Here is a 15,422-nt window from a genome sequence, read left to right as displayed (position 1 = left end):
GGGACGTTGGTGTCCGGCGGACCGGACAGGCCGCGCGGCCCGGCGAGCACAGGGCGTGGACGCCGTCGCCGGCCACCGGCGAACACCGAGGCCGGCGGCAGGGACAGGCCGCCACGCGGCGGGCTCGCGCCGCCGCGTCAGGGCGCGGGCACGACCTTGACCGGAGAGGCGCGGAGCAGGGCCTCCATGTCGACGGCGAGGGCGGCGGCGACCTCCGCCAGGGCCTTGCGCTCGACGTCGCTGATGCCCTCGTGGTCGGCGACGTCGGCGGCGATGAGGAACACGTTGTTGCGCTGCTCGATGTCCCGGTCGACGATGGCGGCCACCCGGCCGAGGTTCTCGGCGCGCCCGGCGCGGGTGCGGGCCCGGGCAATGCCGTCGAACAGCTCGGTCTCCAGCATCAGCGTGTCGTAGCCCTTCTGCAGGATCGGGTTGGCGCGCATGCCCGCCAGGGCGGTCTCCACCTCCTCGTCGTCGACCTCGCTGTCGGCGACGATGACGTTCGAGGCCGCGGAGACGGCGGCCAGCATCAGCGCCTTGTCGCCGACGTAGGCTGTGACGCTCTGGGTGAACCGATCGACGAGATCGTGGAAGAGGCTCATCGTGAACTCCTGGACGGATGGGTCGGCGACGGCTGGATCGGCCTGAGGGTCCTTCTGTCGGAATGGGGCAGCGATGGATAGGTCTCGCGCCGCTCGCGACCGCGAGAGTGGATCGGGCCAAGGGTCGTTGGGCCATGGATCGTCGGGCAGGGGTCGATCGGGACAGACCGCCCGGGGCGGCGCGACGGAGGCCGGATCGGGCGGGATTGGCGTGAAACCTGCTCGACCCCGGCGGTCATCGACGGCGGCCGCCGTTGATTGGACCGGCGATCGACCGATCTATCCCAGGAGATCGCCCGTCGCGGCGAAGATCGTGAACGGGCTTTTTCACGCGCGCAAGGCAGGCTCGCCCCCGGGGCGGGGGCCTGCAGGGGCGGAGCCCGCAAGGTAGGACATGGCAAGGTAGGACATGGCAAGGCAGGACACGGCATGACCGAGCTTCACCCCGAGATCGCCGCCGTCACCGAGCGGGTCGTCTCGCGCTCCCAGCGTTCGCGAACGGCCTACCTCGACCTGATCGCCCGCGAGCGCGATTCGGGCGTCCATCGGCCGATGCTCAACTGCGGCAACCTCGCCCACGGCTTTGCCGCCTCGGGCGAGGACAAGCCGGCGATCAAGGCGGGCCGGTCGATGAACATCGGCATCGTCACCGCCTACAACGACATGCTCTCGGCGCATCAGCCCTACGGACGCTACCCGGAGCAGATCAAGCTGTTCGCCCGCGAGGTCGGGGCGACGGCGCAGGTGGCCGGCGGCGTGCCGGCGATGTGCGACGGCGTCACCCAAGGCCAGCGCGGCATGGAGCTGTCGCTGTTCTCGCGCGACACCATCGCGCTCTCCACCGCCGTCGCCCTCAGCCACGGCATGTTCGACGGCGCGGCGCTTCTCGGCATCTGCGACAAGATCGTGCCGGGCCTCCTGATCGGAGCCCTGCGCTTCGGCCACCTGCCGATGATCCTGATCCCGGCCGGGCCGATGCCCTCCGGGCTCGCCAACAAGGAGAAGCAGCGCATCCGCCAGCTCTATGCCGAGGGCAAGGTCGGGCGCGACGAACTCCTGGAGAGCGAGTCGGCCTCCTACCACGGGGCCGGCACCTGCACCTTCTACGGCACCGCCAATTCCAACCAGATGATGATGGACGTGATGGGCCTGCACATGCCCGGCGCCTCCTTCATCAATCCGGGCACCAAGCTGCGCCAGGCGGTGACGCGGGCGGCCGTCCATCGGCTCGCGGCCATCGGCGCGCAGGGCAACGCATACCGGCCGCTGGGGCTCTGCGTCGACGAGAAGGCGATCGTGAACGCCGTGGTCGGCCTGCTCGCCACGGGGGGCTCCACCAACCACGCCATCCACCTGCCGGCGATCGCCCGCGCCGCCGGCATCGTCCTCGACTGGGAGGATTTCGACCGGCTCTCGGCGGTGGTGCCGCAGGTGGCCAAGGTCTACCCCAACGGCTCGGGCGACGTGAACCACTTCCATGCCGCCGGCGGCATGAGCTACGTCATCGCCAGCCTGATCGACGCCGGGCTGTTGCACGACGACATCCTCACGGTGGCCGGCACGCGCCTGCGCGACCACGCCCGCGACCCCAAGCTGATCGAGGACGACCTCGTCTTCGAGGACGCCCCCGACCGCTCGCACGACGAGTCGATCCTGCGCGCGCCGGCCAACGCCTTCAAGGCCGACGGCGGCATGCGGCTGGTCCAGGGCAACCTCGGCCGGGCCACCTTCAAGACCAGCGCGGTCGATCCCGAGCGCTGGACGGTGGAGGCCCCGGCCCGTGTTTTCGACGACCAGGACGACGTGCTCGCCGCGTTCAAGGCCGGGGAACTCGAACGCGACGTGGTGGTGGTGGTGCGCTTCCAGGGCCCCAAGGCCAACGGGATGCCCGAACTGCACAAGCTCACGCCCCAGCTCGGCGTGCTCCAGGACCGGGGCTTCCGGGTGGCGCTGGTCACCGACGGGCGGATGTCGGGGGCGTCGGGCAAGGTGCCCGCGGCGATCCACCTGAGCCCCGAGGCCCTGGGCGGCGGCCCTCTGGCCAAGCTGCGCGACGGCGATCGCGTGCGCCTCAGCGCGGAGGAGGGGAGCCTCGTGGCCCTGGTCGATCCGGCGGAATGGGCCGCCCGCGAGGACGCGGTGGCGCCCCCTCCGGCCTTCGGCACCGGGCGCGAGCTCTTCGCCTTCATGCGCCAGGGGGCGGACGGGGCCGAGCAGGGCGCCTCCGCGATGCTGGCGGCGGCCGGCCTGTAAGTCGCGCCTCCGCCCTCCCCGCGACAGGGGAGGGCACCGACACCTTCAGCCGAGGATACTTCCGATGTCCGCCATTGACGCCCTGATGCGCTCCGTCCCCGTGATCCCCGTCCTCGTGGTGGAGAATGCCCGCGACGCCATCCCCATCGCGCAGGCGCTGGTGGCGGGGGGCCTCATCGCCCTCGAAGTCACCCTGCGCACGCCCGCCGCCCTCGAGGTCATCCGCGAGATGGCCACGGTGGAGGGGGCCGTCGTCGGCGCCGGCACCGTCCTGAACGGCAGGGACCTCGACGCCGCGCTCGCGGCCGGCGCGCGTTTCGTCGTCAGCCCCGGCCTCACCGATCCGCTGACCAGGGCCGCCCTCGACAGCGGAATTCCCTATCTGCCGGGCATCGCCAATGCGGCCGACATCATGCGCGGGCTCGACCACGGGCTCGACCGGTTCAAGTTCTTTCCCGCGGAGGCCGCCGGCGGCCTGAAGGCGCTCAAGGCCCTGGCAGGGCCGTTCGGTCAGGTCCGGTTCTGCCCCACCGGCGGCATCACCGAGGCCTCGGCCCCGGAGTGGCTCGCGTTCAAGTCCGTGCTGTGCGTCGGGGGGAGCTGGGTGGTTCCGGCCGGCACCCCGGACCCCGACACGATCCGGCGCAACGCCGCGGCGGCGGCCGGGCTGCGCACCGCCTGACGGGCACTGCGGATCGCGGCGTCGGCCCGACGTTTCGACGGCGACATTGCCTTCGATCGCCGCCAGACATCCGCCTTTCACCATGCGTCCATCGCGGTGCGCGAAAACACGACAGACCAGGGAACCCGCCGCCTATGCCCACGCTTGTATGGCAAAAGTTATCGCGCAGGTAAGGGTTCCATCATGAAGACCTTGGCTACGGCCCTCGCGGGCGTTCTCGGTGCAGGCGTCATCGGGATCTGTGTTCTCGGCGCGTCGCCGGTCACGGCAGCGCCCTACGATCCATTCGAGACCAACGCCGGCGAGGAATACTACTCGGATCCGGCCTACGACCCCTATACCGCGCCGCGCGGCGTCGAGCCGGGCTACGGATCGCGGGGCTATTCGGTCCAGGCGGCACCCCAGGCGCAGGTGGCGCCGATCCCCCGCGAGCTCGTCGCGTTCAGTGCCAACTACAAGCCGGGCACCATCGTCGTCTCCACCGCCGAGCGGCGCCTGTACTTCGTGCTGCCGGGTGGCGAGGCGATCCGTTACGGCGTCGGCGTCGGGCGCCCCGGCTTCACCTGGTCCGGCACCAAGACCGTGACCGCCAAGCGCGAGTGGCCGTCGTGGACGCCCCCGGCCGCGATGCTGGCCCGTCGTCCCGACCTGCCGCGCTACATGGCCGGCGGTGTCGAGAACCCGCTCGGTGCCCGTGCGATGTACATCGGCAATACCGAGTACCGCATCCACGGCTCCAACGAGCCCGACACGATCGGCCAGGCGGTCTCGTCCGGCTGCATCCGGATGACCAACGAGGATGTCACCGATCTCTACGAGCGCGTGAAGGTCGGCGCCAAGGTCGTCGTCCTGAACTGAACCGCGGTTCTTCCGAACTTGCAGAACGGCCGCGTCGCCCTCACGGGGCGGCGCGGCCGTCTTGCGTTCCGATATCCTACGGGACCACCCGTCCCACCGCCGTCTGCGGCGCGCTGAAGGAGGCGATCGGCATGTCGCAGAAGCAGCGGGCGCCGAGCGGCCTCGGCCCGGGCAGCGGGCAGGAGAACGGCTGCAGCCCGGAGATGCCGGACTGGACAGCGTCGCAGTTCAGTCCAACGGCGCGGCGGCGCGGCGGCGGACGGTCGTAGCCGTCGTCCTCCTGGTAGCGGGGCGGCGGCGGACGGTCGTAGCCGCCGTAGTACTGGGCGCTGGCCGTCTGCGATCCGATCGCGCTGGCGAGGATCACGGCGCTGAGACCGATTCGATAGGCAAGACGCATGGCTGTGGTCGCCCCTGTGAGGATCCGGCCCCCGAGAACGCGATGTGCGGGCCGCGAGGCAGGCGTTATGGCCCCGCCATGCCGGAAAAAAGGCGGCGCCCGGCGCCGGACCCCGAAAAACCCGTCGGACACGAAAGGGCCCGCCCCATGGCGTGGGGCGGGCCGGCCGTCACGGACGGATCACGGACGGACTTGGGTCCGCGAATCAGTTGGTGGCGTTGCGGGCGGCGTTCTGCATGTCCTCGCCGGCCTTGCGAGCCTGCTCGGTACCCTGCTCCATCGCCTGGCGGGCCTGCTGGGCGCCCTGCTCCATGGCGGACTTCGCCTTCTCGGCGCTCTGCTGCATCACCGACTGGGCGAGGCCACCGAACTCCTTGGCCTGGGCCTGGATCGCGGCGAACTGGTTGCGCACGAACTCGGCCTGGTGCTGCATCGCCTCCTGGACGTCGCGGGAGCGCACGAGCTTCTGGGCGAGGTCGAAGGCGGCGGTCACGTTCTGCTCGGCGAACTCGAAGCCGCGGGCCGACATGTCCTGGGCGCTGGTGCGGGCGGTCTCGGTGGAGCCGTGGACCGTCTCGGCGGTCTTGCGGGCGGCGCCGATGAAGGAATCGAAAGCCTTGCGAGCCTGATCGACACTCTTCTCGGCGAAATCGCGCATCTCGGCGGGAACCTCGTAGGACGGAATGTTGCTCATGATCGTCTCCTCGGACTTGCTTGTTGATGCATCGTTGTGCGCTGCACAATAACACGCTCGTTCGCCTATGACAGCCGGGCCGAGCGCATTAAGGTTGACATCGCGTAAACGTGTGTTGGCTCCCTTAGGTGCCGACATCCTGGTGCGCAATGCCGTACTAACGGTCGCAGACCGCATTGGTGTGACGCAAAACGGGTTTGAATGTCCAATCGGGAGCAGCGCGAGGATCGCGATGGTGGCGCCGATGCCCTCGGCGTGGTTTTGGCGCGGTGGGCCGACGACCGCCGGCTCGGCCCGCTCCTGGCCGCGCCCGGCTGCGCGCTGCTGATCCTCGACGCGGCTGCGGAAGCGATCCTCCATGCGTCCGAGGCGGCAGCACCCCTGCGGGCGGGACTGGCCGGGGCCGGCGATCGCATCGACCCTGCGGTCGGGCTGAAGGCCCAGGTCGGCCGGATCGGGCTGAGCGGCGACGGTCCGGCCCTGGCCCGGCTCCAGTTCGATCGCCGCCGTATCCAGCCCTCCGCCACCTGCCTCGTCGTCAGGGCGGACGGGGAGGGCGGCCCCGTCATCGCGTTGATCGTCACCGGCCGTCTCCCCCGCCTCCGGCCCGCGGCCGAAGCGCCGGTCGGTCGGCGGGTCGTGCCACCCGCGGCCCAGCCGGAACCCGAGGCGGAGCCGACGATACCGGCCGAGGGGCCGGCGCGCTTCACCTGGCGCAGCGACGGCGAGGATCGCCTCGGCGCGATCGCAGGCCCGGCCGGTGCGCTGGTGCAATCGGCGATGCTCGGCGCATCGTGGCAGGGCCTCGCCGAATCGCGGGTGCTGACCGATGCCGAGGGGTTGCTCGCCGCGCTGGCGCAGCAACGGACCTTCAGGGCGATCTCCCTCGTCCTGCGCCGGCCGGGCTCCCCGGCTCGGTTCGAGATGGAGCTTTCCGGGACGCCCCTGGCCCGCGCCGGGCAACCGTTCTCGGGCTACGGCGGCTTCGGGCTGCTGCGCCCGCTCCCCGTCGACGAGCGCCCTGCCGAGCCGCCGGACGATTCGGCTCCGCAGGCTTCGGATCCGGTGACGGAGCCGGCCGTGTCCGTGATCGCCGACGGCCCGACGCCACCGCCGGCGGACGAGCCCGTCGAGATCGGAGCGGCGGCGTCCGATCCGCATCTGTCGGGCGACGAGCACGATGCCTTTCGCGAGATCGCGCGGGCGCTCGGCGCGCGCTTCGCCGGCGACGAACCCGACCGGACCGCGGAAAGGCGCGACGGTCCCGGCGGCGACGTGATGCCGTTTCCCGCCCCCGTTCCGCGGGCGCCCGAACCGGACGCGCCCGGCGACGAGGCGCGCGCCGATCCGATCGCGATCCTGGTCCGGCTCCCGGCGGCGGTGCTGGTCTGCCGCGCCGGACATCCGATCTTCGCCAACCCAACGATGCTGACGCTGGCGGGTTTCGCCGACATCGACGGCCTGGTGGCCGCCGGGGGGCTCGCGCGCCTGTTCCATGGCCGGCCACCGGAGGACCTGGCGCGGGTGGAAAGCCCGGCGCTGCTGTTCCGCCGCGAGGGCGGCAGCGTCGGCGTGTCGGTGTCGCGCTGCGAGATCCCGTGGCAGGGCGGATCGGCCGAGCTGCTTCTGATCCGCGAGGTCGCCGCCGAGGCCCCCGACGTCGCCCTCGCCGCGGCGCGGGTGGCGCAGGACTTCGCGGGACGCCGGTCCGCCGAGGTCCTGGCCGTGCTCGACAGCCTCGACGACGGCGTCGTCACCCTCGATGCCGCCGGCCGCATCCTCGGCGTCAACAGGCCGGCGGCGCGGCTGCTCGGCCTCGATGCGCGCGAGGTCGTCGGCGCGGGGGTCGCGTCGCTGTTGTCCGGCGTCACCCACCGCCCCGGCGCGCGGGTGCCGGACGGCGCGGAGCCGCGCCAGGTCGTCGTCGAGGGCGCGAACGGCCCGCTCACCCTCCAGATGCGCCGTGTCCCCCTGAGCGGGGCGGGCGAGAGACGATCGCTCCTGCTGCTGCGCGCGATGCAGACGGAGGCGGAGCCGGACCGGGCGGCGGCCGGGCTGAAGTCCGAGATCCTCGCCAAGATCAACCACGAGGTCCGCCCCCCCATCGACGGCATCCTCGGCTTCACCGACGCGATGCTCACCGAGCAGTTCGGCCCCTTGGAGAACGAGCGGTACCGGGAGTGCCTGCACGACATCCGGGCGTCCGGGGAGCACGTGCTCGCCGTCGTCAAGGATCTCGCCGATCTGGCGAGCCTCGAGGCCGGGCGGCGGGACCTCGCCTTCACCGAGGTGCCGCTCAACGACATCGTGTCGAGTTGCGTGGCGATGATGCTGCCGCAGGCCGCCAGGGACCGGATCGTGATCCGCACCAGCTTCTCCGAGAACCTGACGCGCCTCGTGGCCGACGAGCCCTCGGTGCGCCAGGCGGCCCTGAACGTGATCGCCAACGCCATCCGCTTCACCCAGGCGGGCGGGCAGGTGATCGTCTCCACCACCATGGCCGACCGCGGCGAGATCGCCCTGCGGGTCCGCGACACCGGCGTCGGCATGACGCCCGACGAGGTCGAGACCGTGCTCGAACCCTACCGCAAGACCGACGCGCCGACGCCGCGGGGCAGCACCGGCCTCGGCCTGCCGCTGACCAAGGCCCTGGTGGAGGCCAACCGCGGGCGCCTGCGCATCACCAGCCACAAGGACGAGGGCACCCTCGTCGAGATGCTGTTCCCCCCGGCCCTCAGCGCCTGAACCGGCGCCCGCGACGCCCTTGCCAGGGCGCCCGGGCCGTGGTTCGCCCTCCGGTACCGGTCTGGACCGGTGCGGGGCGGGGAGCGAGCGGCATGGCCAGATCTGCGGGATGGATCGCCGGCATCGCCGCGATGCTGGCGGCCACGACCGCCTTGGGCGAGCCGCTGGTGGTGGCGCTGCTGACCGACCGCACCGGGCCGGCGGCCGCGAGCGGCACCCGCATCGCCAACGGTGCGCGCGACTACCTCACGATGCTCGACCGGCGCGACGGCGGCGTCGCGGGCCGCCCCCTCACGATCCTCGAATGCGAGGTCGGTGCCGATGAGGCGAAGGCCGCCGCCTGCCACGGACAGGCCGTGGCGGCCGGCGCCGTCGTGGTGCTCGCCACCGAACGGGCGACAACGCGGGCGCTGGCCGCCGTCGCCGGGCGAGCCCGCGTTCCGCTGCTGTCCCTGGCGGACGGGTTCGCCGTGGCCACCCGCGGCGACGTGATGCCCTGGCTGTTCAACCCGTCGGACGCGACCCTGGGCGGCATCACCGTCGCCGTTCGTGCCATCGCCGATCTCACCGGCCGCGAAGCCGACCTGACGGGCCTCTCGATCGGGCTGGTCCACGACGCCGAGACGGCGGATCCCGCCTCCCTCGACGTGATGCGCGACCTCGCCGCCCGGCTCGGCTTCACGCCGAGGTTCTACGCACTGTCCGGCGAGGCCGGCGGCCTGCGCGACCTGGGACCGCAGCGACCGGACTATCTGGTCCTGCTCGGGCGCGGCCCCAAGGCGGACACGGCCGTCGAGGACGCCCTGGCGGCGGGCATGCCGCCGGACAGGCTGGTGGCCCTGCACTGGCCCGACGACACCGTGCTGCACCGGCTTGGCACGGGCGCGCGCGGGTTCCGCGAGGTCAGCCGCCACGCCTTCGGCGACCACTTCCCGGCCTTCGACGAGATCGACGTGCACGTCATCGACCGCGGCCTCTCGCGCACGCCAAAAGACGGTTCCGGCGAACCTCTCTACAACCGCGGCGTCTACGGCGCGGTCCTGCTCGCCGAGGCGATCCGGGGGCATGGGCGAACACAGGGCGGCCTCACGGGCGACGGGATCAGGCGGGGGTTCGAGACCCTGTCCATCGACGGCATTCGCTGGAAGGAGCTCGGGCTCGCGGGCTTCGCCCGCGCGGTGAGCTTCGATTGCCGCGACCACGGCGGCCGTCCCGCCCTGTCGCTGCAGACCTGGGACGGGGCCAAATGGGCGCCTTCGGTGGCGCCGATCGCGCAGGAGCGCGCCCTCGTCGATGCCCGCCTCGACACCCTCGTCATCGCCTTCCGCGCCGCCCATCCCGACTGGCCGGCCCGGACCGAGCCCTGCGCCGATCGCAGCTGACGCCGCCGCCGCGATCGTGACCGGCACTCCGGGAGGGAGGGTGGCTCAGCACTTGTCCCGATTGACGTTTTTGCCCTTGCCGCCGCCCTGTGCGCACGCCTAAGAACGGCACTGGAAGCACCGGCTGCGCGCGTTGTCGCGATACGATCGGGCACCGGGAACAGGGAAACGCGCGATGGACGAGAAGGTCGTGGACGTCAGCCCGGCATGGAGCGACGGCGCCCGTGTCGACAACGCCGGATATCTGGCGATGTACGAGGCGTCGGTGAGGGACCCGGAAGCGTTCTGGGCCGAGCACGGCAAGCGCATCGACTGGTCGACGCCCTATTCGCGCGTCAAGGCCACGAGCTTCGCTCCCGGCAACGTCTCGATCAAATGGTTCGAGGACGGCCGCACCAACGTCGCCGTCAATTGCATCGACCGCCATCTCAAGACCCGCGGCGATCAGGTCGCGATCATCTGGGAAGGCGACGACCCGAACGAATCCAAGCACATCACCTACCGGGAGCTCCACGCGGAGGTCTGCCGGATGGCCAACGTGCTGCGCAACCGCGGCGTCTCCAAGGGCGACCGGGTCACCCTCTACCTGCCGATGATCCCCGAGGCGGCCTACGCGATGCTGGCCTGCGCCCGGCTCGGCGCCATCCATTCCATCGTGTTCGGCGGATTCTCGCCCGATTCGCTGGCCGGCCGCATCGAGGGCTGTGCCTCCAAGCTCGTCATCACCGCCGACGAGGGCCTGCGCGGCGGCCGCAAGGTCCCGCTCAAGACCAACGTCGATGCGGCGCTGGCCCGGCTCGGGCCCGGTGCCGTCGACCACGTCGTGGTGGTGCGCCGCACCGGCACCTCCGTGCCGATGGAGCCGGGCCGCGACGTCTATTACGACGAGGCCGCCGCCCAGGTCACCGACGATTGCCCGGCCGAGCCCGTGGAGGCCGAGCATCCGCTCTTCATCCTCTACACCTCGGGTTCCACCGGCCAGCCCAAGGGCGTGGTCCACACCACCGGCGGCTACCTCGTCTACGCCGCGATGACGCACGAATACGTCTTCGATTACCGCGAGGGCGAAGTCTACTGGTGTACCGCCGACGTCGGCTGGGTCACCGGCCACAGCTATATCGTCTACGGGCCGCTCGCCAACGGCGCGACCACGCTGATGTTCGAGGGCATCCCCACCTATCCCACCAACTCCCGCTTCTGGGACGTGGTCGACAAGCACAAGGTCAACATCTTCTACACCGCCCCCACCGCGATCCGCTCGCTCATGGGCGGCGGCGAGGGCCCCGTGAAGAAGACCTCGCGGGCGAGCCTGCGCGTGCTCGGCTCGGTGGGCGAGCCGATCAACCCGGAGGCGTGGGACTGGTACTACCGGGTGGTCGGCGACTCGCGCTGCCCCATCGTCGACACCTGGTGGCAGACCGAGACCGGCGGCATCCTGATCACGCCGCTGCCCGGTGCCACCAAGCTCAAGCCCGGCTCGGCGACGCGGCCGTTCTTCGGTGTGCAGCCGCTGATCGTGGATGCCGAGGGCAAGGCCCTCGACGGCCCGTGCGAGGGAAACCTCTGCATCGCCGACAGCTGGCCGGGCCAGATGCGCACGGTCTACGGCGACCACGAGCGCTTCGAGCAGACCTACTTCTCGACCTATCCCAATCTCTATTTCACCGGCGATGGCTGCCGGCGCGACGCCGACGGCTATTACTGGATCACCGGCCGAGTCGACGACGTCATCAACGTGTCGGGCCATCGCATGGGTACGGCCGAGGTCGAATCGTCCCTGGTGGCGCACCCCAAGGTCTCGGAGGCGGCGGTGGTGGGCTACCCCCACAGCCTCAAGGGCCAGGGCATCTACGCCTACGTCACCCTCATGGAGGGCGAGGAGGGGTCGGACGCGCTCCGCAAGGAACTCGTGACCTGGGTCCGCAAGGACATCGGGCCGATCGCGTCGCCGGACCTGATCCAGTTCGCGCCGGGACTTCCCAAGACCCGCTCGGGCAAGATCATGCGCCGGATCCTGCGCAAGATCGCCGAAGACGAGTTCTCGGCGCTCGGCGACACCTCGACCCTCGCCGAACCGGCCGTGGTCGACGACCTGATCGAGAACCGTCAGAACCGGGCCCAATAGACTCCGAGAGCGCGGCTGCCGGGCACTTGCGACCCTCTCCGGCAGCCGCGTTCGCGCAAAGCTGTTACAAAATGCTTTGCGTCGATGGTAAATTTCCTTTTCACTGTTGGGCCCGGTCAAACCTTGCGGTAACTTGGCCGTATCGGTATCGCCGCGTGGCGGAAATGCGGGTCCCGCCGCATCCCGTCGACACAGACGCGGCGGCGATCGACGCCTAATCTGAACCGCGCCGGGTCCGGCGCATCGCGACAATCAAAACAAAAGATCTTGGGAGGGACGGGGCCATGGCTGTTGCAAGTGCGACACCGGTGACGGAGGAGGCGGCGCGACCGATGAGCGCCGGAGAGAAGAAGGTCATCCTGGCCTCGTCGCTGGGGACCGTATTCGAATGGTACGACTTCTATCTCTACGGTTCGCTCGCCGCGATCATCGGCGCGCAGTTCTTCTCGGCCTATCCGGAAGCCACCCGCAACGTCTTCGCGCTGCTCGCCTTCGCCGCGGGCTTCCTCGTGCGCCCCTTCGGCGCCCTGGTGTTCGGCCGGCTCGGCGACCTCGTCGGCCGCAAGTACACCTTCCTCGTCACCATCCTGATCATGGGCATCTCGACCTTCGTCGTCGGCCTGCTGCCCTCCTACGCCACCATGAACGAGTACGGCGTCGGCTGGGTCGCCCCCGTGGCGCTCCTCGCCCTGCGCATGCTCCAGGGTCTGGCGCTCGGTGGTGAATACGGCGGCGCCGCCGTCTACGTGGCCGAGCACGCCCCCCGCGGCCGTCGCGGCTTCTACACCGCCTTCATCCAGACCACGGCGACCCTCGGGCTGCTGTTGTCGCTGATGGTGATCCTGTTCACCCAGATCTACGTGAACGCCAACTACGCCCCCGTGGCCACCACCCTGGCCGATGGCACCGCCGGCACGATCACGCCGTTCGCCGCCTGGGGCTGGCGCATTCCGTTCCTGGTCTCGATCGTGCTGCTCGGCATCTCGGTCTGGATCCGCCTGCAGATGCAGGAGAGCCCGGCCTTCAAGAAGATGAAGGAAGAGGGCACCGGCTCGAAGGCGCCACTCTCGGAGGCCTTCGGCCAATGGCGGAACGCCAAGTGGGCGCTGCTCGCGCTTCTCGGCCTCACCGCCGGCCAGGCCGTGGTCTGGTACACCGGCCAGTTCTACGCGCTGTTCTTCCTCCAGACGATCCTGAAGGTCGACCAGTTCACGGCCAACGTGCTCATCGCCTGGTCGCTCATCCTCGGCACCGGCGGGTTCCTGTTCTTCGGCTCGCTCTCCGACAAGATCGGCCGCAAGCCGATCATCCTCGGCGGTTGCGTGATCGCGGCCCTGACGTTCTTCCCGCTGTTCAAGGCGCTGACCGCTGCGGCCAACCCGGCCCTGCACGCGGCCCAGCAGAACACGCAGGTGGTGGTCAAGGCCGACCCGGCGGATTGCTCCTTCCAGTTCAATCCGGTGGGAACGGCCAAGTTCACCAACTCGTGCGACATCGCCAAGGCGCTGCTCGCCCGCTCCGCGGTGAACTACACCACCGAGCCGGTCGCCGCCGGCACCAAGGCCACCGTGACCGTCGCCGGCAAGGAGTTCGCCGCCGCCGATCCGGCCTTCGCCAAGGACGTGGGTGCAGCGCTGACCGCCGCCGGCTACCCGACGGCCACCAACCCAAGCATCGTGAAGATCGCCATCGACCCGAAGGACGGCCTGTCGAACTTCGCCAAGATGATCGACATCTTCACGGTCCAGAAGCTGACCATCATCGGCATCCTGACGATCCTCGTCCTCTACGTGACGATGGTCTACGGCCCGATCGCGGCGGCGCTGGTGGAGCTGTTCCCGACGCGTATCCGCTACACCTCGATGTCGCTGCCCTACCACATCGGCAACGGCTGGTTCGGCGGCCTGCTGCCGGCCACCGCCTTCGCCATGGTGGCCCAGACCGGCGACATCTACTTCGGGCTCTGGTACCCGATCGTCATCGCTCTCGCGACCGCGGTCATCGGTGCCCTCTTCATCCCGGAGACCAAGGACCGCGATATCTTCACCTACGACGAGGCGCCCACGCGCTGAGGTGAACCACACCGCGACATGAGAGAAGGCCCCGTCTCGCGACGGGGCCTTTTTTCTTTTGGGGCGGGCCGGCCTGCGCCGGATCGCAGGGACACCGCCCGAAGCTCGGGGTCATACGACATCCGTTCGATGGCTTCGCAAAGCGGATGTCGGCTTCGCTCGAGCGCCGCGCGGGCTCGGTGAGACCGTTCCCGCTTGATTCGAGCGGGAACCGTATCACCCCCTCGCGGCGAGCAGCGCCGCGTGGTCCGCGGTGGTCTCATCCGCGTAGGTCATCGCGAACCGCGCGATCGCCTCGTCGAGGCCGTCGGATTCGCCCATGTATCCGGCGATGGTCGAGGCTTCGCCCGAGCGGGCGTGGGCGCGGGCCAGGGTCCGCCCGCACAGGGCGGCGTAGCGCCTCGGCTCGGTCCGCGACATCAGGTCGGCCACGTCCGACAGCTTCTTGTTCTTGAGCTGGCGCACGTAATAGGAGCGGCCGCTCGTCGGGGATTGCGCCGCGCCGAGAAAGATGTCGGTCGCCGCCTGCATCACCCGCTGGCCCTCGACCACGCGCAAGCCCTCCGTCGCCGCCGCACGGGCGCTGGCCAGGACGAGGGGCGTCAGCACCGACTGCCGGGCTTCCTTGACCTGGAGGAACAGCGGCGCACCGTCGGCATCGGTGTAGAGCCCCACCGCGCAGACGCGGCCGACCGAGCCGATGCCCACCACCTTGAAGGCGACGTCGCGCAGGGCGTACCGCTCGACGAGGCCGCGCCGCTCCGGCGCGAGGCCGGCCGGATAGGCGATCAGGGCCGCGCGCGCATCCTCCACCGGCTCGCGGTCGCCGTTGGGCGCGACGTGGAACACCTTCTTGCCCTTGTCCGCGATGCGCCAGGTCGCCGGCGCGCCGTCCTGGGTGGCGGGGTCGAGTTCGGGGATGTCGGCCTTGACGGTCTCCTGGTGCAGGCCGGCATCGAGACCGCGCTCGGCTTCGTCGCGGGATCCGTCGTCGTCGATGTGCGCCACCTCGTGGTCGAGGTCGATGTTGCTGCGCCAGCAGGCGAGCGGCTCCAGCGCCGCCAGATGGTGGATGTGCTCGCGATAGGCCCGCAGCGCCGCCTGCGCCGCCGCACGGGCGGTGTCCGCATCGGCATGGGCATCGGCCCGGGTCTCCACCACGATGCTGGTGGCGAGGCGCTTGAGGTCGACGGTGAAGTCGATGCCGGGAAGGGTCTCGTCGAAATCGTTGATGTCGAACAGCACCCGGCCCTCGGGGCTCACGAACAGCCCGAAGTTGCCGACGTGGCAATCGCCGCAGGCCTGGACCGGCACGCCGGCCATGGCCGCGCCGACGAGGTCCCGGGCCATGACGGCCGCCGCCCCGCGCAGGAAGGTGAAGGGGCTCTCGGCCATCCGCTTGTAGCGGCGCGGCACCAGGTCCGGCAGCCGCTCGGCGTCGCTCTCGGCGAGGATCGCCAGGGGAGCCCGATCGGGCCTGGGCTGCCAGGCGGCATGTTCGGCATGGGGCGTCGCCCTGGCGAGCGCCTCCCCGACGGCGTAGCGCGCACTCCGGGTGTGATAGGCGGACGACTCGGTCATGGTGGGTGGACGCTCCGGTGATGGTGCG

11 protein-coding genes are annotated in these 15,422 nt (G+C 70.6%); 7 read left to right on the top strand and 4 right to left on the bottom strand.

Going from position 1 to position 15,422, the window contains the following annotated elements; translation table 11 throughout:
- Positions 1–137 precede the first annotated feature (137 nt).
- On the bottom strand, positions 138–602 hold the full coding sequence (locus ASG40_RS11470; protein ID WP_055885472.1) for a tellurite resistance TerB family protein: 465 nt from the start codon (positions 600–602) through the stop codon (positions 138–140).
- A gap of 429 nt (positions 603–1,031) precedes the next feature.
- On the opposite strand from ASG40_RS11470, the gene edd reads away from it, so the two are divergent.
- The 3 genes from edd to ASG40_RS11455 all read left to right on the top strand — a co-directional run bounded on the left by edd (position 1,032) and on the right by ASG40_RS11455 (position 4,395).
- The gene (edd, locus tag ASG40_RS11465; protein ID WP_055885469.1) at positions 1,032–2,855 is read left to right on the top strand and encodes a phosphogluconate dehydratase; all 1,824 of its coding nucleotides are present in this window, start codon (positions 1,032–1,034) and stop codon (positions 2,853–2,855) included.
- Between the two features lie 64 nt (positions 2,856–2,919).
- Positions 2,920–3,537 carry a bifunctional 4-hydroxy-2-oxoglutarate aldolase/2-dehydro-3-deoxy-phosphogluconate aldolase gene (gene eda / locus ASG40_RS11460; RefSeq protein WP_055885466.1) on the top strand — a complete coding sequence of 206 codons (618 nt, stop codon included), beginning with the start codon at positions 2,920–2,922 and terminating at the stop codon, positions 3,535–3,537.
- Positions 3,538–3,720: 183 nt separating this feature from the next.
- On the top strand, positions 3,721–4,395 hold the full coding sequence (locus tag ASG40_RS11455; RefSeq protein ID WP_055885463.1) for a L,D-transpeptidase: 675 nt from the start codon (positions 3,721–3,723) through the stop codon (positions 4,393–4,395).
- A 76-nt stretch (positions 4,396–4,471) separates the two neighbouring features.
- Here the strand turns inward: ASG40_RS11455 and ASG40_RS11450 are convergent, their stop codons facing one another.
- Both ASG40_RS11450 and ASG40_RS11445 read right to left on the bottom strand, forming a co-directional pair.
- Positions 4,472–4,795, bottom strand: coding sequence for a hypothetical protein (locus ASG40_RS11450; RefSeq protein ID WP_055885461.1), 324 nt, complete (start codon positions 4,793–4,795; stop codon positions 4,472–4,474).
- A gap of 205 nt (positions 4,796–5,000) precedes the next feature.
- The gene (locus tag ASG40_RS11445) at positions 5,001–5,489 is read right to left on the bottom strand and encodes a phasin (RefSeq protein WP_055885459.1); all 489 of its coding nucleotides are present in this window, start codon (positions 5,487–5,489) and stop codon (positions 5,001–5,003) included.
- A 201-nt stretch (positions 5,490–5,690) separates the two neighbouring features.
- Here ASG40_RS11445 and ASG40_RS11440 point away from each other — a divergent pair, with 201 nt between their 5' ends.
- From ASG40_RS11440 to ASG40_RS11425, 4 genes are all read left to right on the top strand, one after another.
- Complete coding sequence (locus ASG40_RS11440) at positions 5,691–8,234, top strand: ATP-binding protein (protein WP_055885456.1); 2,544 nt, start codon at positions 5,691–5,693, stop codon at positions 8,232–8,234.
- 92 nt (positions 8,235–8,326) lie between these two features.
- The gene (locus ASG40_RS11435; protein WP_244480603.1) at positions 8,327–9,616 is read left to right on the top strand and encodes an ABC transporter substrate-binding protein; all 1,290 of its coding nucleotides are present in this window, start codon (positions 8,327–8,329) and stop codon (positions 9,614–9,616) included.
- 175 nt (positions 9,617–9,791) lie between these two features.
- Positions 9,792–11,741, top strand: coding sequence for an acetate--CoA ligase (gene acs / locus ASG40_RS11430; RefSeq protein ID WP_055885454.1), 1,950 nt, complete (start codon positions 9,792–9,794; stop codon positions 11,739–11,741).
- Positions 11,742–12,025: 284 nt separating this feature from the next.
- Positions 12,026–13,813, top strand: coding sequence for an MFS transporter (locus tag ASG40_RS11425; RefSeq protein WP_055885451.1), 1,788 nt, complete (start codon positions 12,026–12,028; stop codon positions 13,811–13,813).
- 216 nt (positions 13,814–14,029) lie between these two features.
- Here ASG40_RS11425 and ASG40_RS11420 read toward each other — a convergent pair whose 3' ends face one another.
- Positions 14,030–15,394 (bottom strand): DUF2252 domain-containing protein, encoded by a 1,365-nt coding sequence (locus tag ASG40_RS11420; RefSeq protein ID WP_055885449.1) that lies wholly within the window; start codon positions 15,392–15,394, stop codon positions 14,030–14,032.
- Between the last annotated feature and the right edge of the window lie 28 nt (positions 15,395–15,422).

It is taken from the genome of Methylobacterium sp. Leaf399, assembly GCF_001424525.1.
GTDB lineage: Bacteria > Pseudomonadota > Alphaproteobacteria > Rhizobiales > Beijerinckiaceae > Methylobacterium.
Note: the sequence above shows the minus strand (reverse complement) of the source record. Positions and strands in the feature narration are given on the sequence as shown.